Annotated in this window: 23 protein-coding genes and 1 tRNA gene; 9 read left to right on the top strand and 15 right to left on the bottom strand. The window is 58.2% G+C overall.

The annotated features are described in order from the left end of the window. Window positions 1-27 precede the first annotated feature (27 nt). The gene (gene hemN / locus I6L44_RS15440; RefSeq protein WP_216952278.1) at window positions 28-1,401 is read left to right on the top strand and encodes an oxygen-independent coproporphyrinogen III oxidase; all 1,374 of its coding nucleotides are present in this window, start codon (window positions 28-30) and stop codon (window positions 1,399-1,401) included. Window positions 1,402-2,119: 718 nt separating this feature from the next. Here hemN and I6L44_RS15435 read toward each other — a convergent pair. From I6L44_RS15435 to I6L44_RS15425, 3 genes are all read right to left on the bottom strand, one after another. Then, complete coding sequence (locus I6L44_RS15435) at window positions 2,120-2,488, bottom strand: CopG family transcriptional regulator (protein ID WP_216952276.1); 369 nt, start codon at window positions 2,486-2,488, stop codon at window positions 2,120-2,122. 1 nt (window position 2,489) lies between these two features. Next, window positions 2,490-3,137 (bottom strand): AAA family ATPase, encoded by a 648-nt coding sequence (locus tag I6L44_RS15430; RefSeq protein ID WP_216952274.1) that lies wholly within the window; start codon window positions 3,135-3,137, stop codon window positions 2,490-2,492. 97 nt (window positions 3,138-3,234) lie between these two features. Then, a complete protein-coding gene (locus tag I6L44_RS15425; RefSeq protein WP_216952272.1) occupies window positions 3,235-3,411 on the bottom strand; it encodes a hypothetical protein in 177 nt (58 codons plus the stop codon). 747 nt (window positions 3,412-4,158) lie between these two features. On the opposite strand from I6L44_RS15425, the gene arcA reads away from it, so the two are divergent. From arcA to I6L44_RS15405, 4 genes are all read left to right on the top strand, one after another. After that, entirely contained in the window at window positions 4,159-5,379 is a 1,221-nt protein-coding gene (gene arcA, locus I6L44_RS15420; protein WP_005339718.1) for an arginine deiminase, read from the top strand. Window positions 5,380-5,441: 62 nt separating this feature from the next. Beyond that, entirely contained in the window at window positions 5,442-6,368 is a 927-nt protein-coding gene (gene arcC / locus I6L44_RS15415) for a carbamate kinase (protein ID WP_216952270.1), read from the top strand. Window positions 6,369-6,447: 79 nt separating this feature from the next. Continuing rightward, window positions 6,448-7,452 (top strand): ornithine carbamoyltransferase, encoded by a 1,005-nt coding sequence (gene argF / locus I6L44_RS15410; protein ID WP_021231476.1) that lies wholly within the window; start codon window positions 6,448-6,450, stop codon window positions 7,450-7,452. 123 nt (window positions 7,453-7,575) lie between these two features. Next, window positions 7,576-8,982: a YfcC family protein gene (locus I6L44_RS15405; protein ID WP_120416203.1), complete on the top strand. Its 1,407-nt coding sequence runs from the start codon at window positions 7,576-7,578 to the stop codon at window positions 8,980-8,982. 132 nt (window positions 8,983-9,114) lie between these two features. Here the strand turns inward: I6L44_RS15405 and I6L44_RS15400 are convergent, their stop codons facing one another. From I6L44_RS15400 to I6L44_RS15380, 5 genes are all read right to left on the bottom strand, one after another. Continuing rightward, the gene (locus I6L44_RS15400; RefSeq protein ID WP_005339728.1) at window positions 9,115-9,606 is read right to left on the bottom strand and encodes an arginine repressor; all 492 of its coding nucleotides are present in this window, start codon (window positions 9,604-9,606) and stop codon (window positions 9,115-9,117) included. A 201-nt stretch (window positions 9,607-9,807) separates the two neighbouring features. Further along, entirely contained in the window at window positions 9,808-10,272 is a 465-nt protein-coding gene (pyrI, locus tag I6L44_RS15395; protein WP_005339730.1) for an aspartate carbamoyltransferase regulatory subunit, read from the bottom strand. A 15-nt stretch (window positions 10,273-10,287) separates the two neighbouring features. Next, complete coding sequence (gene pyrB / locus I6L44_RS15390; protein ID WP_005339735.1) at window positions 10,288-11,208, bottom strand: aspartate carbamoyltransferase; 921 nt, start codon at window positions 11,206-11,208, stop codon at window positions 10,288-10,290. Continuing rightward, window positions 11,189-11,383: a hypothetical protein gene (locus I6L44_RS15385; RefSeq protein WP_133249581.1), complete on the bottom strand. Its 195-nt coding sequence runs from the start codon at window positions 11,381-11,383 to the stop codon at window positions 11,189-11,191. Before I6L44_RS15385 ends, pyrB begins: the two co-directional genes overlap by 20 nt. Before the next feature lie 99 nt (window positions 11,384-11,482). Further along, window positions 11,483-12,025 carry a hypothetical protein gene (locus I6L44_RS15380; protein ID WP_216952269.1) on the bottom strand — a complete coding sequence of 181 codons (543 nt, stop codon included), beginning with the start codon at window positions 12,023-12,025 and terminating at the stop codon, window positions 11,483-11,485. A 201-nt stretch (window positions 12,026-12,226) separates the two neighbouring features. On the opposite strand from I6L44_RS15380, the gene I6L44_RS15375 reads away from it, so the two are divergent. Next, window positions 12,227-12,303 (top strand) — tRNA-Trp (locus tag I6L44_RS15375). Between the two features lie 144 nt (window positions 12,304-12,447). Here I6L44_RS15375 and I6L44_RS15370 read toward each other — a convergent pair. Then, on the bottom strand, window positions 12,448-13,320 hold the full coding sequence (locus tag I6L44_RS15370) for a LysR family transcriptional regulator (RefSeq protein WP_216952268.1): 873 nt from the start codon (window positions 13,318-13,320) through the stop codon (window positions 12,448-12,450). Window positions 13,321-13,420: 100 nt separating this feature from the next. Between I6L44_RS15370 and I6L44_RS15365 the strand changes: the two genes are divergently transcribed. Beyond that, on the top strand, window positions 13,421-13,918 hold the full coding sequence (locus tag I6L44_RS15365) for a lactoylglutathione lyase family protein (RefSeq protein ID WP_005339743.1): 498 nt from the start codon (window positions 13,421-13,423) through the stop codon (window positions 13,916-13,918). Window positions 13,919-14,125: 207 nt separating this feature from the next. After that, a complete protein-coding gene (locus tag I6L44_RS15360) occupies window positions 14,126-16,018 on the top strand; it encodes a methyl-accepting chemotaxis protein (RefSeq protein WP_216952267.1) in 1,893 nt (630 codons plus the stop codon). A gap of 65 nt (window positions 16,019-16,083) precedes the next feature. Here I6L44_RS15360 and I6L44_RS15355 read toward each other — a convergent pair whose 3' ends face one another. From I6L44_RS15355 to I6L44_RS15330, 6 genes are all read right to left on the bottom strand, one after another. Next, a complete protein-coding gene (locus tag I6L44_RS15355; RefSeq protein WP_042657314.1) occupies window positions 16,084-16,548 on the bottom strand; it encodes a gamma-glutamylcyclotransferase in 465 nt (154 codons plus the stop codon). Continuing rightward, window positions 16,545-17,192, bottom strand: a complete 648-nt coding sequence (gene pcp / locus I6L44_RS15350) for a pyroglutamyl-peptidase I (RefSeq protein WP_254204228.1) — start codon at window positions 17,190-17,192, stop codon at window positions 16,545-16,547. Before pcp ends, I6L44_RS15355 begins: the two co-directional genes overlap by 4 nt. 14 nt (window positions 17,193-17,206) lie before the next feature. Continuing rightward, window positions 17,207-18,130, bottom strand: coding sequence for a DUF979 domain-containing protein (locus I6L44_RS15345; protein ID WP_216952266.1), 924 nt, complete (start codon window positions 18,128-18,130; stop codon window positions 17,207-17,209). Next, window positions 18,130-18,786 (bottom strand): DUF969 domain-containing protein, encoded by a 657-nt coding sequence (locus I6L44_RS15340; RefSeq protein ID WP_198284053.1) that lies wholly within the window; start codon window positions 18,784-18,786, stop codon window positions 18,130-18,132. Before I6L44_RS15340 ends, I6L44_RS15345 begins: the two co-directional genes overlap by 1 nt. Window positions 18,787-19,242: 456 nt before the next feature. Continuing rightward, window positions 19,243-19,755, bottom strand: a complete 513-nt coding sequence (locus tag I6L44_RS15335; RefSeq protein ID WP_216952265.1) for a lipocalin family protein — start codon at window positions 19,753-19,755, stop codon at window positions 19,243-19,245. Between the two features lie 17 nt (window positions 19,756-19,772). Beyond that, a complete protein-coding gene (locus tag I6L44_RS15330) occupies window positions 19,773-20,675 on the bottom strand; it encodes an AraC family transcriptional regulator (protein ID WP_005339751.1) in 903 nt (300 codons plus the stop codon). A 157-nt stretch (window positions 20,676-20,832) separates the two neighbouring features. On the opposite strand from I6L44_RS15330, the gene yqhD reads away from it, so the two are divergent. Further along, complete coding sequence (gene yqhD / locus I6L44_RS15325) at window positions 20,833-21,996, top strand: alcohol dehydrogenase (RefSeq protein WP_139476757.1); 1,164 nt, start codon at window positions 20,833-20,835, stop codon at window positions 21,994-21,996. Window positions 21,997-22,276: the final 280 nt, after the last annotated feature.

Below are 22,276 nucleotides of genomic sequence, written 5' to 3'. Positions count from 1 at the left end.
ACAATAACAACAAGAGAGGAAGCGAGCGTGCAAGCAGAACAGATTGTGTGGGATCAGGCCCTGATCGAAAAATATAACTACAGTGGCCCGCGATACACCTCTTATCCCACTGCGCTGGAGTTCAACGAGAGCTTCGGCTATCCGGATTTTGTCCACGCTGCTGGCCAGTATCCCGAGCGCAATCTGTCGCTCTACGTGCATATCCCTTTCTGTCACAAGCTCTGCTACTACTGCGGCTGCAACAAGGTCATTACCCGTCATCAGCACAAGGCTGACGAGTACCTCGACTACCTGGAGCAGGAGATCAAGGCGCAAGCCCCGTTCTTCAAGCATCGTCTGGTCACCCAGCTGCACTGGGGTGGCGGTACACCCACCTATCTGGATGAAGCGCAAACGCGCCGTCTGATGGCCATGCTGCGTGAGCACTTCCATTTCGCCGAAGAGGGGGAGTTCAGCATCGAGGTCGATCCGCGCGAGATTGCCATTACCATGCTGGATGTGCTGCGAGATGTCGGCTTCAACCGCATCAGCCTTGGGGTGCAGGACTTCAACAAGGATGTACAGGTCGCAGTCAACCGCGAGCAGGACAACGACTTTATTAAAGCCATGTTGGAACGGGCCCGTGAACTAGGCTTCCGCTCGACCAACCTAGACCTTATCTATGGCCTGCCGCATCAGGATCGTGTCAGCTTCCACCATACGCTGGAAGAAGTGCTCAAGACGGATCCGGCGCGCCTCTCCATCTTCAACTATGCCCATCTGCCGAGTCGCTTTGCTGCCCAGCGCAAGTTGAAAGAGGTTGATATGCCTGCGCCGCAGGAGAAGCTGGCCATGCTGCAGGACACCATTGCCTTCCTCACTGGCCAGGGTTACCAGTTCATCGGCATGGACCATTTTGCCAAACCCGATGACGAGCTGGCGGTGGCGCAGCGCGAGGGCAAGCTGCACCGCAATTTCCAGGGCTATACCACTCAAGGTGATTGCGATCTGCTGGGGCTGGGGGTCTCCTCCATCAGCATGATCGGTGATGCCTACTCCCAGAACCAGAAAGAGCTCAAGACCTATTACGCACAGGTTGCAGAGCTGGGTCATGCCCAGTGGAAAGGCTGCTCGCTCAATCAGGATGACCTGATCCGCCGTGAGGTGATCAAGCGGCTTATCTGTGATTTCCGTCTGAACTTTGCGTCTGTCGAGCAGGCGCACGGTCTCAATTTCAGAGAGTATTTTGCCGACGATCTCAAGCTGCTGCAGACTTTCATCAACGATGGATTGGTGCGTATGACGGAGGATGGCCTGGAGGTCTCCTCCACGGGGCAGCTGCTGATCCGCAATATCTGCATGTGCTTCGACGTGTACCTGCGCAACAAGGCGCGTCAGCAGCAGTTCTCTCGCGTGATATAAGCTTGTTTGCCGATTAGAAAACAGAAAAGGGTGCCATAGTGGCGCCCTTTCATATGTATTTTGCTTAGGCAGCGGGTCGGGAAGGTTCTGGCAAGAAGGCCGTGGGCTGAGGCAAGCGATAGGGCTGTGAAACGCAGATAAAAAGATGGGGGCGACTTGCGTCGCCCCCGGTAGTCGTATCGCTCAGATCCTTGAACGAAGTTGCTCCCTGCAATCCCTGACTGTTTACCTCTTCCTTTAGGTTTCCCCTTCCCAATCCTTTGGGGTGTCCTTTAGCCATCTTGGCCTGACGAGTCATCCTGTCCCGTCGCACTTTCTCCGTCCTGGGAGGTGTCCTTTACCACATCCTGTGGTGAGTCCATTTGCCCAACCCTGGCAGCCAGTCTTCCTGACCGACTTCATTGCGTCCGTGCATGAGTAACTATAAGGATTTTCTAACCGGCTACAACGTCAGAATGGAAAACGTTTTTTCTATTAGCTGTTTCGAAAGTGGTGTTCTTCGATTTATTCATTTATAAACAGCTACTTAAGTTAATCGCCTTCACGTTTTAAGATCCTATTTTCCGATTATCTCGAGGATCTTTTAGGCTGTTTACTTACATGTGCAATGGCAGATCTCTTACACGGGATTTTGGTTACTTTGGAAACAGATTCTGTGCTCTGATGGTGATCACCCAATGTGGGTGTGACGGCAGGAAAAGAGCAGTGAATGGGGTATTTATAGGTGCTGGTTGAGGCGCTCATAGATGGTCTGGCGCTCTTCAGGGGTGAGCGAAGAGAAGTAGTGGGTAAAGAGGCGCAGTAGCAGGGACTTGTTCATGCCGTCTTGTTGGGTCAGATTACCCAGCTCATCGATGGCCACTGTACTCATGGAGAAGGTCGCTTTTTTAAAGCTGGGCTTCAGATGCTCACCACTCTCGATAAAGGCCAGTGCCGACAAGGCTTCATCCCTATGCAGACTCAACTCAAGGCTGACAACCTTGGGTTTACCCTTGGCGTAGAACTCAGCATCTTCGATAAATTCATCGACAGTGAACTTCTTCTGGTGATGCAGCTGATGCTTTTTCTTCAGGTCCGCCAAGCCCATCTCATACCCCCACTTTCAGGAACTCTTTGGCGATGGCCCGGATCTCTTCGGCAGATTTGCCATCCGGTTCTATCTCCATCACCGATAATCCCTTTTCCTCACTATCGTCGTAGACGTTGCGGCCATAGGTGATGGAATTCAGTACGTCGACTCCGAACGAGGCACATACCTCTTTGGCCTCGAGAATCCGCTTTACCTGATTGGGCAAAGATGGACATTGGGTCAATACAACGGCTGCATTGAGGGTCGGATTGACCATCTTGCAGGTGGTGATCAGATCTTCCATGTGGGGTAGGGTCTTGAGGTCGCGGCGTTTCGGGCGCAAGGGGATCAGGGCGTGGGTGGCGACAGCCATGGTGGAGCGCAGTGCCCGGTTGTCTTGCCCGCCGCAATCGACGATGACGTAGTCATAGCGATTTTTCAGGCTAAGCAGATCGTTGCGAATATTGCCATAGAGCTGAACGCAGTTGATTTGTGGCAGATCCGGGTTGTCATTGCGTTCCTGAATCCAGTCCGAGGTAGTGCGTTGCGGGTCGCAGTCGACCAGTAACACCTCTCCCTGAAATTGGGATCTGAGGTAGACCGCCAGATTTTGCGCCAGGCAGCTCTTGCCACTGCCACCCTTCTCCCCACCGACCAACAAGATCATGACGTTCCCCTATCCATGAGAAAACCGTTGATTTCAGTATAGGAGGGGGTTGGCTCATCACAAGGCGAGAGGAGTGATGCTCCTCTCGTTCTGCAGGTTAATAGTGAACACTGCCGCCATGCCAGCGGCAGACATAGTCGGGCACCAGCATCTGGGGGGTCTTGTCGACATGGCATACCACCATGGGTATGGCAGGGGCTCCTTCAGCCTGACTGAGGGTGGGGAGCGCAGAGAGCAGCAAAGTCGCGAGCAACAGCATGGGTTTCATCTTCATAACAACTCCTTGGTAGTGCCATTCCTGTGTGATCCGGATCACTTTCTGAGTTAAGTCGAGGTTGGCGCCAGCGCAAGGTGAGGTGAATAAATTCAATTAATGAAAAAAGTATCAAAAGGCGTTGTGGTGACCGACGAGGATGGCTGCCCACCTTGATGCGGACTTTGTGCATATTAAGTTGAACCGCAAAAAGAGGTGGTGACTTATGAGGCTGGGCCTGATGGGGTTGGCATCAATGCCATGATCTGGAACAAGAAAAGATTTATGCAGTGAATGTGGTCGATGTGAGTATTTATTTCTCCCGCGTTCCTCTCGTTACGGCGATGTATTCAATACACAGGTAGTAATATTCAGATATTATTTTAGTTGTCGCCCATTTCATTGTTTTTTAATGTTTTTTTGTTTTTTCTTTTAATCTTTCCAGTGAGTTGGCATGAATAAAAGTTGAATCAACCTGAAATATATCGGGGTGGTTTTGCATGAAGATTCAGGGTTTGCTGGGAGGAAAATGCGTAAATTGCTACTGGAGTCATAGATTGAAAGGTGAATATATTCAGTTCAAAGTGAATGTGATCAATGTCTAAGTTTGTCGTGATTAGCAGGGCTAACCTCGGTCTCGAAAGGCAAGGGCAGGATAGAACATAAGCCGATTACCCTACATAAAGAATATCCCGCCTTAGCCACGAGCATGAATAGAAGGAATCTATTCAATCACTCGCAGGGACCACTGCTAGACGGAATATAATCATGAGCAAATTTTATGTAGGTTCTGAAGTTGGCCAATTGCGCCGTGTCATGTTGCACCGCCCCAACCTCAGTCTGAAGCGTCTGACTCCTTCCAACTGCCAGGATCTGCTGTTCGATGACGTCCTGTCTGTTGAACGTGCCGGTCAGGAGCACGACAAATTCGCTCAGGTACTGCGCGATCAGAATGTCGAAGTTTTCCTGCTGACCAATCTGCTGGCGGAAACCCTGGATGTGCCGGAAGCCAAAACCTGGCTGCTGCAACATCAGGTCTCCGACTATCGCCTCGGCTCTTCTTTTGCCAACGACGTGCGCTGCTTCCTGGCTGACATGCCGCACCGCGAACTGGCCCGCATTCTCTCCGGCGGCCTGACTTACTCCGAGATGCCCTACAGCGGCGTCAACATGGTAGTGGGCATGCACGCTCCGACCGATTTCATCATCGAGCCGCTGCCCAACCACCTCTTTACCCGTGACACCTCCTGCTGGGTTTATGGCGGCGTCTCCATCAACCCGATGGCCAAGCCGGCTCGTCGCCGCGAGACCAACCATGTGAAGGCCATCTACCGCTGGCACCCGATGTTTGCCGGCCAGGACTTCATCAAGTACTTCGGTGACGAGGAGCGTGACTACGACAACTCCACCATCGAGGGTGGCGACGTACTGGTTATCGGCCGCGGCGCCGTGCTGATCGGCATGTCCGAGCGCACTACCCCGCAAGGTGTCGAGCACCTGGCTCGCAGCCTGTTCAAACATGGTCAGGCCAAGCAGGTCATCGCCATGGAGCTGCCGAAACATCGCAGCTGCATGCACCTGGATACCGTCATGACTCACATGGACATCGACACCTTCTCCGTCTATCCGGAAGTGATCCGCAAGGATGTGCAGTGCTGGAGCCTGACTCCGGGCGGCGCCACCGGCATGAACATCAAGGAAGAGGGTTACTTCGTCACCGCCATCGAGAAAGCACTGGGCGTGGATCAGCTGAAGATCATCACCACTGGCGGTGACAGCTTCGAAGCCGAACGCGAGCAGTGGAACGACGCCAACAACGTACTGACCGTACGTCCCGGCGTGGTGGTGGGTTACGAGCGCAATACCTACACCAACGAGAAGTATGACAAGGCCGGCATCACAGTTCTCTCCATCCCGGGTGATGAACTGGGCCGTGGCCGCGGCGGCGCCCGCTGCATGAGCTGCCCGATGGAACGTGACAGCATCTGATGAGACGGCGTGGCGCCGGCAGAAGCTGGCGCCACACAGAACCAAACTCGAGATTAACCACTATGAAAAAACCAACTGTCGTCGTCGCTCTGGGTGGCAATGCACTGCTCCGTCGTGGTGAGCCACTGGAAGCGGATATCCAGCGCAAGAACATTGCAACTGCCGCCAAGACCATCGCCCTCATCGCTCAGGAGTACAACGTGGTGCTGGTGCATGGCAACGGCCCGCAAGTCGGCCTGCTGGCCCTGCAGAACAGCGCCTACACCAAGGTATCCCCCTATCCGCTGGATGTGCTGGGTGCCGAGTCTCAGGGCATGATCGGCTACATGCTGATCCAGGAGCTGAAAAACCTGATGCCGAGCCGCAACGTCACCGCGCTGCTGACTCAGGTGCAGGTCGATCCCAAGGATCCGGCATTCGCCAACCCGACCAAATTTATCGGCCCCGTCTACGAAGAGGCTGAAGCCCGCACCCTGGCAGAAGAGAAGCACTGGGTGGTCAAGGCTGACGGCAAGTTCTTCCGCCGCGTAGTGCCATCCCCGCTGCCCCAGCGCATCGTCGAAGGCGACGCTATCGAGACTCTGATTGCCCAGGGCCATCTCATCATCTGTACCGGTGGTGGCGGCATCCCGGTGACCTGGGATGGCGAGAGCCTGACCGGTATTGAAGCCGTCATCGACAAGGACATGTCTGCCGCCTATCTGGCCAAGCAGATCAAGGCCGACGCCCTGCTGATCCTGACCGATGCCGATGCCGTCTATCTGGATTGGGGCAAACCGACCCAGCGTCCGCTGCGCGTCACCAGCCCGGACGAGCTGGCCGGGGTCAAGTTCGATGCAGGTTCCATGGGGCCGAAAGTCGAAGCCTCTTGTGAATTTGTCAAAGCGACCGGCGGCATGGTCGGCATCGGCTCGCTGGAAGATGGCCTCGCCATCCTCAAGGGTGAAGCCGGCACCAATATCGTCGCCACCCGCACCGTACATGCGTAATTACCGATATCTGTACTGAGAATGCGTAGTCAACACTACTGCCCGAACTGGTCTGAAACATATATAGAGAGAACTCATCATGGCTTTTAATCTGCGTAACCGTAACTTCCTGAAACTGCTGGACTTCACCCCGCGCGAAATCCAATACATGATCGATCTGGCCATCGACCTGAAGAAAGCCAAATACGGTGGCTACGAGCGCAAGCATCTGGTCGGCAAGAACATCGCCCTGATTTTCGAGAAGACCTCCACCCGTACCCGTTGTGCGTTTGAAGTGGCGGCCTTCGACCAGGGCGCACAAGTCTCCTACCTTGGCCCGAGCGGTTCCCAAATCGGTCACAAGGAGTCCATGAAGGACACCGCTCGTGTACTGGGTCGCATGTATGACGGTATCGAATACCGCGGCTACGGTCAGGAGATCGTGGAAGAGCTGGGCGCCTACGCCGGTGTCCCGGTCTGGAACGGCCTGACCAACGAATTCCACCCGACCCAGATCCTGGCCGACTTCATGACCATGCTGGAGCACGGCAAGGGCAAGCGTCTGGATCAAATCAAGTTCGCCTACCTGGGTGATGCCCGCAACAACATGGGTAACTCCCTGATGGTCGGCGCCGCCAAAATGGGCATGGACATCCGTCTGGTCGCACCGAAAGCCTTCTGGCCGGAAGAGGAGCTGGTTGCCAAGTGCCGCCAGATCGCCGAAGAGACCGGCGCACGCATCACCCTGACCGAAGATGTGAAAGAGGGTGTGCTGGGTGCTGACTTCCTCTACACCGACGTCTGGGTATCCATGGGTGAAGCGAAAGAAGCCTGGGATCAGCGCGTCAAACTGATGACCCCGTATCAGGTCAACATGGATGTCATCAACGCCACCAAGAACCCGGATGTGAAGTTCATGCACTGCCTGCCGGCGTTCCACAACGACGAGACCACCATGGGCAAGGAAGTGGCTGACAAATATGGCATGAAAGGCCTGGAAGTGACCGAGGACGTGTTCGAATCCGAGCACAGCATCGTGTTCGACGAGGCCGAAAACCGGATGCACACCATCAAGGCAGTGATGGTTGCTACGCTGGGCGACTAAGGTCGCAGTAGTGGTGCCGGGGGGCGACCCCCGGCTTTTCGACCATGTGACAGCGGCATAATACCTCTAACCCTACAACCCGCAGCCTGCATGGATACCACACCCACAGAAGGAAGCTGGACCATGACCAAATTCAAGTTCCCGTCAGCCTACACGATACTGTTTGTGCTGATCGCCCTGGTGGCCGCCCTGAGCTGGATAGTGCCGGCCGGCAAATACGAGATGACCATGAACGAAGCCCTCGGCAAAGAAGTGCCGGTGGCGGGTACCTACAAACTGGTGGAGGGGAATCCCCAGGGGATCGTTGACGTGCTGCTGGCACCTATCGATGGCCTCTACAACCACGACACCTATGAGGCAGGCGCCATCGACGTCTCCCTCTTTATCCTGATCATCGGTGGTTTTCTTGGCATTGTGACCAAGACAGGTGCCATCGATGCCGGTATCGAACGTGTGACCGACCGTCTGCGTGGCCGTGAAGAGTGGATGATCCCGATCCTGATGGCGCTGTTCGCCGCAGGGGGCACCATCTACGGCATGGCCGAAGAGTCGCTGCCTTTCTACACCCTGCTGGTGCCGGTGATGATGGCCGCCCGTTTTGACCCTGTGGTGGCGGCGGCAACCGTATTGCTGGGCGCCGGTATCGGTACTCTCGGTTCTACCATCAACCCGTTTGCGACCGTTATTGCGGCCAACGCCGCCGGTATCTCCTTCACCGATGGTATCTGGCTGCGCGTTGCCATGCTGGTCGCCGGTTGGCTGCTCTGCGTTGCCTACGTCATGCGTTACGCCAAGATGGTGCGCAGTGATCCGAGCAAATCTCTGGTGGCTGACAAGTGGGAAGAGAACCGTGCCCACTTCCTCGGCAACAAGAGCGACCAGATGCTGGAGTTCACCCTGACCCGTAAAATCGTTCTGGGTATCTTCGTCGCCGCCTTTGCCGTGATGATCTATGGTGTGGCCGTGCTGGGCTGGTGGATGGCGCAGATCTCCGGTGTGTTCCTGGCAGCCGCCATCATCGTTGGTCTCATCTCCCGCATGAGCGAGGAGGAGCTGACCTCCAACTTTATCGATGGTGCTCGCGACCTGCTGGGGGTGGCGCTGATCATCGGTATCGCCCGCGGTATCGTGGTAGTGATGGATAACGGCATGATCACTCACACCATTTTGCACAGTGCAGAAGGGATCGTGACCGGCCTCTCCACCATCGTCTTTATCAACGTGATGTTCGTGCTGGAAGTGGTGCTCTCCTTCCTGGTGCCGTCCTCCTCCGGTCTGGCCGTACTGACCATGCCGATCATGGCGCCGCTGGCCGACTTCGCCAACGTGGGCCGCGATCTGGTGGTGACTGCTTACCAGTCTGCCTCCGGTCTGGTGAACCTGGTGACCCCGACTTCCGCCGTGGTCATGGGCGGTCTGGCCATCGCCAAAGTGCCTTATGTGCGCTGGCTGAAGTGGGTGGCTCCGCTGCTCGGTATCCTGACTGTGCTGATCGTGATCTGCCTGAGCCTGGGGGCCGTGCTCTCCTGAGGGATAACAAGCAAGATAAAACGGGAGCCTGCTGGCTCCCGTTTTTTATGGGCGCAAGAAGTGATGGACACAAAGTAGCAGGCAACAAAAAGGCGACCCGCGGGTCGCCTCGATATATTTAGGGGAAATGGCTTAGCGGGCCTGCGCCAGCGTGCGCACCACGGCGGCATGGGCCTGACGGGTACGGCTGATATGGCGCGGCGCGACCAGCACCACGTCATTGCCTGCGACGGCGCCCATGATCTCGGGATTGGCGTTGCGATCCAGCAGGCGAGCCACCACGGTGGCGGCCCCCGGAGTGGTGTGGATCAGCACCATCTGCTGGTTGTGCACCACTTCGCGCACCATGTCGTGGATCGAGCGGGTACTGCCGGCAGGTTCCAGCTGCTCGTCGACCAGGGTGTAGACCTTCTTGCCGTTGGCATTCTGGGCCTTGGCAACGCCGAGGCGGCGCAGCAGGCGGGAGATGGTGGACTGGCTGATGTCGGCAAAGCCGCGCTCCGACAGCTCGCGGCGGATCTCTTCCTGGGTGCTGTAGCAGTGCTGACCGATGATCTGGCGACAGGCATCCAGCTGGGCCAGATCGGGCTCTTGGGCAACGGGACGACTGAGGGTTTTGACCACGGCGAATTCCTTTGATGATGACCGGAAGGTAAACGCGCGATATCTGCCATAGCAGTCAGTTATCAGGCAAAAATACTGATAATCCATCTATATGCAGGGAATGAGCGGGCATTACCATCTTGCGATGGCAAATTATAGCTGACTGGAAATTCGGTGATGTGACAGGGTTCAAAAATGGGCCCCGCGGGGCCCAATCAGATATCAGTAACGCTCGCTGACGATGTCCTGAGTGAAGGACTTCTCGCAATATTTGCACTTCATCCGTACCACGCCTTTCACTTCGCGCACCCGGAAGTAGCTGTCTACCGGCTCGTTGTGGGAGATGCAGTTGGAGTTGGGGCAGTGGAACACGCCGGCGATGAACTCCGGCAGCTCCAGCTGGTGCTTCTTCACCACATTGAAGTCTTCGATGATGTTGACGGTCGCTTTCGGGGCGAACAGTGCCAGCTGGTTGGCTTGCTGTTCGGTCAGGCGGGTGTTCTCGATCTTGATGAGATCCTTCTTGCCCAGCGCGCCGGATTTCAGGTTGAAGCCGACGGTGATCCGCTCCTGGGTTTCAACCAGCTGGAACAGCTTGAGGATCTTGATGCCCTGGCCAGCGGGGATGTGATCGATGACGGAGCCGTGACGGATGGCTTCGACTTGCAGTTGGTTCTTGTCAGACATGATATTCCCCTAAGCTCAGACAGTTTCGTTCAGTACCAGTGCCAGCAGCGCCTGGCGTGCATAGACCCCGTTCTCAGCCTGCTGGAAGTAGCAAGCGTGGGGAGTCTTGTCGACCGCTACATCGATCTCGTCGACGCGGGGCAGGGGATGCAGGATCTTCATGGTGGGCTTGGCCCCTTCCAGGGTTGCCAGCTCCAGAATGAACTTGGCAGCCATGTGCTTGTATTCGGTCTCGTCGAAGCGCTCTTTCTGGACGCGGGTCATGTAGAGGATGTCCAGCTCCGGCATCACCTCTTCCATGGTCTGGTGGACGCTGAACTGGATGCCCTTCTCTTCCAGCTCTTCGCAGATGTAGTCCGGCATCGCGAGCGCTTCCGGGGAGATGAAGAAGAAGCGGCAGTTGAACAGGCTGAGGGCCTGGGCCAGCGAGTGTACGGTGCGGCCATATTTCAGGTCACCGACGAAGGCGACGTTGAGGTTGTCCAGACGACCCTGGGTCTCATGGATGGTGAACAGGTCGAGCAGGGTCTGGCTCGGATGCTGGTTGGAGCCGTCGCCGCCGTTGATGACCGGCACGCGGGAGAACTCGGAGGCCAGACGGGCAGCCCCCTCTTTCGGGTGGCGCATCACCACTGCATCCGAATAGGAGCCGATGATCTTGATGGAGTCAGCCAGCGTCTCGCCCTTCTTGGCGCTGGTGTTGCCACCGTCGGCGAAGCCGATGATGTTGCCGCCAAGGCGCTGTACCGCGGTCTCGAACGAGAGGCGGGTGCGGGTGGAGGCTTCGAAGAAGCAGCTGGCAACCAGCTTGTCTTTCAACAGGCTGGTGTCAGGTTCAGCCTTCAACCGTTGTGCGGTTGAGACTACCAGTTCCATTTCTGACCGGGTCAGGTCCGAAATGGAGATGACATGTTTCTTATAGAGTGGATTGGTCATCGTCTGCATTCCCTTTGACATCATTGGAGGTTTTTCGGGCACAAAAAAAAGCCCCTGAAACAGGGGCTTTTTTTAAAAATAACTGGGGATCTTTGGGGTGGGAACCGGAAACAACGGGGCCGCTCTGGTGCGCACCACCCGTCTGCAAGGCTGTTTTCTGAATCAAAAACTGCATCGTTTCGTCCCGACCTTTTTCAAAACCGGACAGATTATAGGGCCGCTTTTTTAATTGTCAAAATTTTATTTCCGATGCCAATTTCAGCATGAAAAACGTTTAAGTGGCGGAAACATGACGACAAATCCACACCTTGTGCGTCTCTTGCAGCGATTCCCCATCGCGGGCCATGGCGCGCAAATAACCGAGTCGGTGGTGTCCTTCCAGCAGGCAATAGGGGCGGGGCAGGGGATGACCGTTCGGGTAGCTGGCTCCCTCCTCCGGCGCCAGTACGATGACCGGTTCGGGCCAGGTGCCGTCGCTCAGCATCTTCTCGCCGAGCCAGGAGCGACGCACATAGCGGTTGCTGCGCAGCATCTCGCCCCAGCGCTCGATCACCTCCATATGGCGGGAGTCCACCTGATCCACCAGTTGCGCGGTGGGCCAGCTTTCACAGGTGAATTGATGGCTGGCGAGATCGATAAAGCTCCAGTTGGACTCAAAACCGCGCCAATGACGGTAAATCCACTGGGAGAGCACATTTTCAGGAATAAAGGGCACCAGCGGCGCGACCCGTTCAAGATAGGCGGGCAGGGCTTCTGTCTTGCGTTCATCCCTGAAATTGAGGGGCGCCAATTGTTGGAGCAGTCGGTAATTGAGCATAAGTGGCCTCCCGGTACCTGATTTCACCCTACCCCCATTTATGTCCCATTCCTACCCCGGCAGGGCTGCAAATACAGCAAGTTATCCCGCTTTGCTGCACAAACAAGCGCGACTTGTTCGGGATTTGTGCAATCGCATTGAAAGTGTGAAAAAAGCCTTTACCTTTGAAACCCGCTTTGTATACTACGCCTCGTTTGTTGCAGGGGCGTAGTTCCAATTGGTAGAACAGCGGTCTCCAAAACCGATGGTTGCGGGTTCGAGTCCTGCCGCCCCTGCCATTTTCAGAAAGGCCAGCTCATTGAGCTGGCCTTTCGCATTTCCGGCGTTCGCCAATTTATCCCTCTCTCCTTTCTCTTCTCCTTCTTGCCGCTAGCTCTCGGTGACTGTGGCCACATTGATCTCTATGTCTGCCGCAAGAGCGTTCAATGTGCAGCAACCCGCTGTTTCAGGACGGTGACCAGCCGCTGGTGGCGGGCGGGGAGCGGCCACTCGGCGCGGTAGATCAGCCAGAGGGTGTCGATCACCTCAATACTGCTCTGGATCACCCGGATTTTCTCCTGTTGGGCAAAGGCGGTGACGGCGAAGCGGGGCAGCACGGTAAAGCCGAGGCCGCGGGCGACCGGCTCCAGGATCAGGCCGATCTGGTTGGTAAAGCCGCGCTGCGGGATCTCGTCAACGCGCTGGCCGGGGTAGCGTCGTCCCAACAGGCGTTGTGCCATGCTGCGGCCATCCGGGTGGTCGATAAAGCCGAGCTGACAGAGGTGCTGCCAGCTCGGCTCCTCGCCATCGTTGGGCACCACCAGACAGAGGGGTTCGCGGGCGAAGGGCTCGGCGGCGATGCTGGGGTGTTCCGGCGGCTGATCCACCAGTCCCAGATCGCTGCGCCCTGCCAGTACCGCCTGCACTATGTCGGGGGTGGGGGCGAAACGGTGCTGGATGGTGAGTCCGGGGTGCTCCTGTTGCTGGTCGAGCAGCAGGGGATAGAGCAGCAGACCGATGCTGCCGGGGGTGGTGAGGGTGATGGCGCCGCGGTGAGGGTCGTCGTCAGAGAGGCGCGCTCGCAGCTGTTCGGCTGCCTGCGCCTGCTGGCGGGCAAAGTCGAGCAGCACCAGCCCGCGCGGAGTGAGCTCCAGCTGACGGGGCTTGCGCAGCAGCAGGGTGCCAAATTCGGCCTCGAGACGCGAGATATGCTGACTGACGGCGGCCTGAGTGAGATCCAGCCGCTCGGCGGCGCGGGTAAAACTGCCGGTTTCATGCACCACCACCAGGGTGTGGAGCCAGAGTGGATTAACCATAAATTTAATTTATGCCTTCAATTAGTTTGACCTTATTTTTCATTATGTCGCCCCTTCCTATCATGTCACCTGTTTCCCACACACAATTTCAAGGTGACGTATGACCTATCCACGCAACTTCTCCCACATCGGCATCACGGTGACTGACCTCGACAAAGCGGTCGAGTTCTATACCAAGGTGATGGGCTGGTATCTCATCATGCCGGCCACCACCATCACCGAGGATGACTCCGCCATCGGCGTGATGTGCAACGACGTGTTTGGCCCGGGTTGGGGCTCCTTCCGCATCGCCCACCTCTCCACCGGCGACAAGATCGGCATCGAGCTGTTCGAGTTTCCCAACAGCGAGCGCCGTGAGAACAACTTCGAATTCTGGAAGACCGGGGTGTTCCACTTCAGCGTGCAGGATCCGGATGTCGAGGGGCTGGCGGCGCGCATCGTCGCGGCGGGCGGCAAGCAGCGGATGCCGGTACGCGAGTACTACCCGGGCGAGAAGCCTTACCGCATGGTTTACATGGAAGATCCCTTCGGCAATATCGTCGAGATCTACAGCCACAGCTATGAGCTGACCTACTCCGCCGGTGCATATCAGGGGTAAGTGACAGGCCGCCTTCGGGCGGCCTGCTGCTTTGTTGTTACAAGAGTCAGTAGCATGGAATAGCGATCTGGTTCACACGAATAGCGCGTTCTGTTGTTGATAGATGGGAAAATATACAGATTCACTAAAGTCTGTTCATATTGCGGCCGATAGCCTTTGATACATCAGGGTTTTCCCTGCCTGACACAACAACAAGGATTCGTCGTCATGACCCTCTCTCTGCGCGGCAAGCTGCTGGCCACCAGTCTTGGCGTAGTGCTGCTGATGGCATCACTGCTCGGCATCGTTGCCTTTCACACCCTAAAATCCCGCACCATGAGCGCCATCCAGAGCGAGGCGGTCAACTATGGCCACGCCTACTCGGTCGCCATCGGCGAATGGATGACGGATCGCAAGAACACCGTCCATGCGCTGGTCAACCTGATCAGCGATAACCCCCAAGCCGAGCTGGTGCCGCACCTGAAGCAGGCCTACACCTCCGGCGGCTTCGGCCTCACCTATTTTGGCTCCGCGCAGGGGGGGATGACCCGGCAGGATCCCTCCCTCAACACCGGCAACTATGACCCGCGCGAGCGCCCCTGGTATCAGGATGCGGTGAAGGCGGGGCAGCTGATCGTCACTGCCCCCTATGTCAGCGTCACCATGCAGAAGCTGGTGGTTACTCTCTCCGAGCCGGTGCGCCATCAGGGCGAGCTGGTCGGCGCCGTGGGGGCCAACCTGGCGCTCGACAAGCTGATCGATGAAGTACTGGCGATGAAGGTGCAGGGTGAGGGCTACGCCATGCTGCTCGACAGCAGCGGCCTCATCGTCGGTCACCCCAACAAGGAGCTGGCGCTCAAGCAGATTGGCGAGCTCTCCCCCGATCTGTCGGCGGCCACCTTCCAGCAGTGGGGCCGCGAGAACAACGAACTGCACGCAGCTACCCTCGACGGGCGCGACGTGCTGCTGGCGGTACAGCCGGTGCCGGGCACCGACTGGCTGCTGGCCATGGTGATGTACCGCGACGTGCTGGAGGCGCCGCTCGCCTCCCTGCTGTGGCAGCTGGTGGGGCTGACGCTGCTGCTGATGCTGGTGTTCAGCGCCCTGCTCACCGCCATGTTCAAGTATCTGTTTGCCGATCTGGGCCGGGTGGCCGGTGCGCTGCACGACATCGCTCACGGCGAGGGGGATCTCACCGTCCATATCGACACCCGCAGTCAGGATGAGGTGGGTCAGCTGGCACGCAACTTCAACCAGTTCGTGGCCCGGTTGCACGGGATTGTCAGCCGGTTGCGCGATGTCACCGTCGAGCTGGCGGCCCAGTCCCGTGCTCAGGCGGCCGGCGCCCACTCCCGCAGCCAGCGGGTGCGTCAGCAGCAGGACGAGATCGTGATGGTGGCGACCGCGGTGACCGAGATGGCCTCCGCTACGCAGGAGATCGCCGGCAACGCCGAGTTTGCCGCTACCACCTCCGGCGAGGCGGTCAAGCTGGCGGTCGCGGGTCAGTCGCAGGTCGGTCAGAGCCAGCGCAGCATTACCGGGCTCGCGGATGAGGTGGCTGATGCCAGCCAGATCATCAACGAGCTGGATGCCCATGCCCAGAAGATCAGCGGCATTCTGGCCACCATCAGCGGCATTGCCGAGCAGACCAACCTGCTGGCGCTCAACGCCGCCATCGAGGCGGCGCGGGCCGGTGAGCAGGGCCGTGGCTTCGCGGTGGTGGCGGACGAGGTGCGGGTGCTGTCGCGCCGCACCCATGACTCCACCGACGAGATCCAGCAGATGATCGAGACCCTGCAGCAGACCACCCGCCGCGCCGTGGGTGGTATGGAGACCAGCCGCCAGCTGGCGGGCACCAGCGTCGAGGATGCGGAAGCGGCCAACCAGAGCCTTGCCCGGATCAACGAGGCGATCGGCTCCATCAGCGACATGGCGACCCAGATCGCCGCGGCGGCCGAGGAGCAGACTTCAGTGACCGGCGAGATCAGCCGCAATACCGAGAATATCCGCCACGTCTCGCAAGAGCTGGCCGAGCAGGCGGGCAACGAGGCGGCGCAGGCGGCCGAACTCAAGTCGCTGACCGAGCGGCTGGAGCAGGAGATCGGGCGCTTCCGGCTCTGATCCTCAGGCCATCTTCCATGAAAAAGGGCAGCCCGCGGGCTGCCCTTTGTTATTGTCGCTGACCGTCAGGCGGCGCTCTCCAGTTGCGCCAGATGGAAAGCGCGCCAGTTGCCGTCGGGCAGGTAGTGCTTGCCCTGTTGCCACCTGGGATCGTGCTGCACTACGTAGCGGTAGTGGTAGGCCTGCTGTTGGCCGACATAACGCCCCTGCGCCGGGTCGAAGATCTCCACCTCGATGAGCTGGCGCAGATATTCGCTCTGGGGATCATCCTCGCCGTGGAAGTTCTCCATCTCGTCGAGCGCCGCGATGGCGGCAGGGAAGTCGTCCAGCACAAACAGCTCGCCATAGACCCAGTCATCCCCCTGCAGCAGGGCGGGGTAGCCCTTGTGCTGCAGGTGATAGAGAGCGCCGCGCACCCGAGCGCGCCGGGGCGTCTGGCTCACGTGGTGAGCCAGATAGCGGCGGTAGTTGAACAGCCCGTCCATCAGGCTGCCGTAGACGAACAGCGGGCGTGGCTGGCAAAGGCTCATGAGATCTCGCCGCCCACGACCTTGATATCGCCATCCTGCTGCAGCACCACCGCCTCGATGGCCAGCGCCAGCGCGCGGGTAATCTCGCTCATGGCGAGGCAGGGCTGGTTCACCTTGTCCGCTACCTGCTCGGTGATGTAGGGAACGTGGATAAAGCCACCGCGCACCGCCGGGAACTCTTTCTCAATCAGGTAGTGCAGCTGGTACATGATGTGGTTGCAGACGAAGGTGCCGGCGGTGTTGGAAACCGCCGCCGGAATGCCGTTCTCCTTGATGCGCTGCACCATCCCCTTGAGGGGCAGACGGGAGAAGTAGGCCGGTGCGCCATCGGCCTGAATCACTTCGTCGATGGGCTGCTGCTGCTCGTTGTCGGGGATACGGGCATCGTCGATGTTGATGGCGATGCGCTCCGGGGTAATGGCGAAGCGACCGCCCGCCTGTCCGACGTTGATCACCACGTCGGGCTGGTGCTGACGCATCAGCTCCGCCAGCAGGGTGGCTGACTTGCCAAAGACGGTGGGGATCTGCGCCTTGATCACGGTGGCGTCCAGAATGGTCTCTGGCAGGCGTTTGACCGCCTCCCATGCCGGGTTGATGGGCTCGCCGCCGAAGGGGTCAAAACCGGTAATCAGTACTTTCATCATCTTCTCCCGAATGGTCAGAATGCCCAGAAATACATGAGGGCGATATGGATCAGCACCAGCGTCAGCGCCATCGGTACCTGCACCTTGATCACCTTGTTGAGATCCTTCATCTCCAGCAGGGCGGCGGGCAGGGCGTTGAAGTTGGCGGCCATGGGGGTCATCAGGGTGCCGCAGAAGCCGGCGGTCATCGCCAGCGCCCCGGCCACCACCGGGTCACCGCCCTGGGCGATGACGAAGGGGATGCCGATGCCGGCGGTGATGACCGTGAAGGCGGCATAGGCGTTGCCCATGATCATGGTGAAGACCATCATGCCGAGGCAGTAGGCCACCACCCCGACGAAGGGGCTGCCGACCGGCACTACGGTGGAGATGCCGTGGGAGATGACATCGCCGACGCCGGACTTGTTGAAGATCACCCCGAGCGCGGCCAGCAGTTGCGGCAGAATGCCGGTAATGCCGACCTGCTGGATCATCCGGTCGGAGTCACCCACTACGGTAGAGGGGGTGGCACGAGTCAGCAGTACCGTGATGACGAAGGCGATGACCGCCGCCAGACCGATACCGACCTGACCGCCAAGGGGGGTGAACTGGGCGATCACCACCGCCAGCACGGCCAGCAGGATGCAGGGGAGGAAGATCCGGTTGCCGATGCGGCTGGCGTGGCGCTGGGACTCCTCCTCGCTCGCCTGCTCCAGCTTGCCGATCTTCACCTGCTTGAGCAGGGTGATGACCCCCATGGCGAGGATCAGCACGCCATTGATGACATTGGGGATATAGCTGCCGAAGGCGAACAGCACACCCAGGATGGTCCAGAACAGGGCGGTACCGATTTTGGCCGGGTGGCTGGGGTCACGCAGGACGCGCCAGGCGCTGCTGAACAGGATGACGCCGATCAGCACATAAAAGAATTCGAGCATGTTGGGGATGAGGGTCGCCATTATTGTTGCCCCTCCTTGTCGCTGCTCACGGTATATGTCTTGGCCATCTGACGGTCAAACCACATATTGGAAATAGCCACCATCAGCAGGGCGATAATGGCGATCGGCATGGATGCCTTGGCAATATCGACGGCAGAGACGCTATATCCAAGAGATTCAAATGTGCCGACGATCAGCAATACCCCGGCGGAGGCGACGAAGGTATTCTGGGCAAAGAAGTTGCCGTAGTTTTCGGTGGCTGAAACCCTTGCCTTGATATATTCCTCGTCCTCTTCGCTTAATTTGCCGTGTACCTTGGTGGCGGCAGCCTGAGTCATGGGGTTGACCAGCGGACGAATAAATTGGGTGTGACCCTGAACCCGCACCGAGAAGAGACCGGCCAGTTCGCGGATAAACATATAGAGGGTCATGAACTTGCCCGGGGTGAGCTTCTTGATCCGTTCGATCAGGGTGACCGCCTGCTGTTTGAGGCCGTAGCGTTCACAGATGCCGATCATCGGCAGGGTCAGCAGAAACAGCGTCACCATGCGGTTGGAGACGAAGGCTTCCCCCAGCAGGGAGAGGCAATCGGTCATGGAGAGACCGGAGACCAGCGCCGTGGTGACGGCGGCCACCAGTACGACGGCCAGAGTGTCGAGTTTGAAATAAAATCCCAATAAAATAATAAGAATTCCGCTTAATTTAATAAATTCCAATTAATCACCTCGTTAAAGTGAATATTTATATGCATTTTGGGGTGGCCGAGCTGTTTATCATCTGGTTACTGCGATGGCAACAAAAAATCCCCAAAAAGGGATTCAATTGGTTTTATGTTGGGGGTTTTTGCCGGTTTATTGTTCGCTGGTAAATGGTGAGTCCTGCACCGTCCAGGCTTTTTTTTGCCCCCTAATCAGTCATTCAGATTATTTTGGGGAGCCTGGCGACAAAATTGGGCTGACAATATGATCGCTATTCTCTTCCGTTGGTGGGTGATGGGGATTGTTGCGCAATGTCTATCTGGCAACCGTCAGCGAATGGCTGGGTATGACTGTGGTTGTTCGGAGCTGGGGTGAGGAAAGTGAAAGGGAGAGGCGGAGAGAACCGGTGGCGACGGCATCGCCACCGGTGCTGTCTCAGGGGGTCTGCTTGACCCAAATCAGCTGGTCGGTGGCAAAGCCCAGCGACTTCGCTTTGGCGACCAGCGCATCTACCTTCGCCTTGGGCGGGTTGGGTGAGCGGGAGAGGATCCAGAGGTAGTCGTGGTTGTAGCTGGTCACCAGCGAGAGCTGGTAATCGGGATCAAGCTCGATGACGTTGTAGCCGCCGTAGAAGGGGCCGAAGAAACTCACCTTGAGCCGCGCCTCGTCCGGGTTGCCGACGAAGTAGGCCTTGCCTTCGGCTTCGCGCCAGCTGCCATCGCGCTGCTTGCCGCGGTTGAGCACCTTGACGCCGCCATCGTCCCGCAGGCTGTAGGTGGCGCTCACCTGCTCCAGCCCCCGTTCGAAGCTGTGGTCGAGGCGGGCGATTTCGTACCAGGTGCCAAGATAACGGTCGAGCTGGAAGCCGGTAACGGGGCGAATGCCGTCGGCAATCCCGGTACAGGCCGTCAGCAGCAAAGCGGTGAACAGGCAAAGCAGTGAACGCATAAGTAATCCCTCTCTTGTTATCCCTCAATGATGCGCAGCTGGCCATCCCGGAAGCGGGAGGCCTGATCCGTCGGCGTGCTGCCGAAGAAGCGCTTGTACTCCCGACTGAACTGGGAGTTGCTCTCGTAACCGACTCTGGCCGCCGCGGTGCCCGCCTTGATGCCGTCGTGCAACATCATCATCCGCGCCTTGTGGAGGCGAAACGACTTGATGTACTGCAGCGGCGAGGTAGCGGTGACCGCCTTGAAGTGGTGGTGAAAGGCGGAGACGCTCATGTTCACCTCCCGCGCCAGCTCCTCCATGGTGAGGTTGTCGGCATAACGGGACTCTATCATACGCAGCACCCGGGCGATCTGGCCCACATGGTTGTGGCGATTGGCGAGCGCCTGCAGCGCCGGGCCGCCCCCCTCGGTGAGGGCGTGGAACAGCATCTCGCGCACCGTCTGCGGTCCCAGCACCCTGGCGTGCAGCGGGTTGTCCATCAGCTCGATCAGTCGCTCGGCAGCGCAAAACATGGTTTCCGACAGGGGGACTGAGTGGACGCCGCTCTTTTGTGGCGCGGGGGCGGGCAGGGCATCGCCCAGCTCCAGCAGCAGCTCTTGCAGGGTTACCAGATCGATCTCGATGGTAAACCCGATAAGCGGCTGCTCGGGGGAGGCGAAGCACTCGCACTCGCAGGGCAGCGGCAGGGTCATCAGCAGATAGTGGTTGGGGTCGTAGCGAAACACCTGATCCGCCAGATAACCCACCTTGTGTCCCTGCAGGATAACGATCATCCGCGGTTGGTAGAGCACCGGGGTGCGGCCATGGTGCTCGGTGGTATAGATGAGGTTGACCTGTTTCACCGGTGATGGGGTGATGCCGGGGGCGGTGACGTGGCGGGTCAATCTGGTTGCGAGGTCGCTGTAACGGTTTTGCATGGGCGCTCTTTGATTCGACAGTTCCGGTTTTCGCTGCTTTGTAGAAATAGGCAAGAATCAAGCAGGATATTGTCTTGATGGTAGGGTGGTTCTGGAGAAAAATGCAATCACGATTTCGCGGCCAGGCCGCCCTGACTATCAGAAGAAGGCAATGTCGATGAACAACTTTACTCTCCATACCCCGACCAAAATCCTGTTCGGCCAAGGGCAGATCGCCCAGCTGCGCGAGCAGCTTCCGAGCGATGCCCGCGTCATGATCACCTACGGTGGCGGCAGCGTGGTACGCAGCGGCTTGCTGGAGCAGATCCGCAACGAGCTGGCTGGCATGACCCTGTTTGAATTTGGCGGCATCGAGCCGAACCCGGCCTACGAGACCCTGATGGGCGCCGTGGAGCTGGCCCGTGCCGAGCGGGTCGACTTCCTGCTCGCCGTTGGTGGTGGTTCCGTGCTCGATGGCACCAAGTTTATCGCCGCTGCCGCGCACTACGATCCGGCCAAGGATCCTTGGCACATTCTCGAAACCGTTGGCAGCGAAGTGCGCTCCGCCATCCCGCTCGGTTCCGTGCTGACCCTGCCGGCGACCGGTTCTGAAATGAACATGGGCGCCGTCATCACCCGTCGCAGCAGTGGCGACAAGGTGCACTTCTTCTCGCCGTTCGTGATGCCGCGCTTCGCCGTGCTGGATCCGGTGCTCACCTACACCCTGCCCGAGCGTCAGGTAGCGAACGGTGTAGTGGATGCCTTTGTTCACATCGTGGAGCAGTACCTCACCTATCCGGTTAATGCCAAGGTGCAGGATCGCTTCGCCGAAGGCTTGCTGCTGACCCTGATCGAAGAGGGCCCCAAGGCGCTGGCCGAGCCGCACAACTACGAGGTGCGCGCCAACATCATGTGGAGCGCCACCATGGCGTTGAACGGCCTGATCGGTGCCGGTGTGCCACAGGATTGGGCCACTCACATGTTGGGTCACGAACTGACCGCCCTGCATGGCCTCGACCATGCCCAGACTCTGGCGGTGGTGCTGCCTGCCCTGCTGCAGGCCAAGCGCAAACAGAAACATGCCAAGCTGCTGCAATACGCCGAGCGGGTGTGGGGTCTGAACAGCGGCAGCGAAGCGGAGCGCATCGACGATGCCATCGCTGCGACCCGCGACTTCTTCGAGCGGATGGGGGTCAAGACCCGACTGCGCGACTACGGTCTCAAAGATCTGGGTATCGACACCCTGATCGGCAAGCTGGGTGAGCACGGCATGACCCGTCTGGGCGAGCACAGCGATATCGATCTGGTGCAGAGCCAGCATATTTATGAAGCGGCCTGGTAAGGGCCGTCAATCGGCGCCAAACGGGCGAAACGATTGAATTGTCGGGGCCCTCTCCCGCCTTCTGGCGGCTGAGTGGCCCCGCTTTTGTTGGGAAAATGTTACTTTTCGGCGTTTCGCTGCGAGAAGTGAGACGAAAGCGGATTTCGTAAGAACAAAAAACGCTAAGATAGAGGGCCGGTAAAACATTTTTTTTGACTGGTTGGATCACTTTTTTCAGCCGTTTTTACTGGTATAAGCCTCTAATTTGGTTTGTTTTTTTTAATCGTAGCCAGGGATGGGC

Source organism: Aeromonas sp. FDAARGOS 1414 (assembly GCF_019047065.1).
In the GTDB taxonomy this organism is placed as follows: Bacteria; Pseudomonadota; Gammaproteobacteria; order Enterobacterales; family Aeromonadaceae; genus Aeromonas; species Aeromonas veronii_A.
Note: the sequence above shows the minus strand (reverse complement) of the source record. Positions and strands in the feature narration are given on the sequence as shown.